The following is a 401-nucleotide window of genomic DNA, read 5'->3' as shown; positions in this document are numbered from 1 at the left end:
AACACACCCACTCGAACCGAACTCCTGGACTCACCGACCAAGCCGGCAGTATCTCAGAAAATCCGAGCAGATCATGTTTATTGCCTGGAAAGAACGCCTGTTCTTTCAGGACCCAACAGTGTGTTGACTACTTCAAATCCGGCGACCTCGAATCAAGAAACCCGAAGCGATTGCCGGCGCATGTCAGCGTTCCACCCATGAGCACCACCGGAAAACATTCGTTTCCGAAGTGGCTCTGCCACAAGACGTTTACCATCCCGACTCTTCGGGTGTCCGTGGAGAATGCTCCTTAGAAAGGAGGTGATCCAGCCGCACCTTCCGGTACGGCTACCTTGTTACGACTTCGTCCCAATCGCCGATCCCACCTTCGACGGCTCCCTCCACAAGGGTTAGGCCACCGG

1 rRNA gene is annotated in these 401 nt (G+C 55.1%); it reads right to left on the bottom strand.

The features are described 5' to 3' along the window. Positions 1-293: 293 nt before the first annotated feature. Positions 294-401 (bottom strand): 16S ribosomal RNA (locus IU448_RS28580); the annotation flags it as partial.

This window comes from Nocardia flavorosea, from assembly GCF_015477805.1.
In the GTDB taxonomy this organism is placed as follows: Bacteria; Actinomycetota; Actinomycetes; order Mycobacteriales; family Mycobacteriaceae; genus Nocardia; species Nocardia flavorosea_A.
Note: the sequence above shows the minus strand (reverse complement) of the source record. Positions and strands in the feature narration are given on the sequence as shown.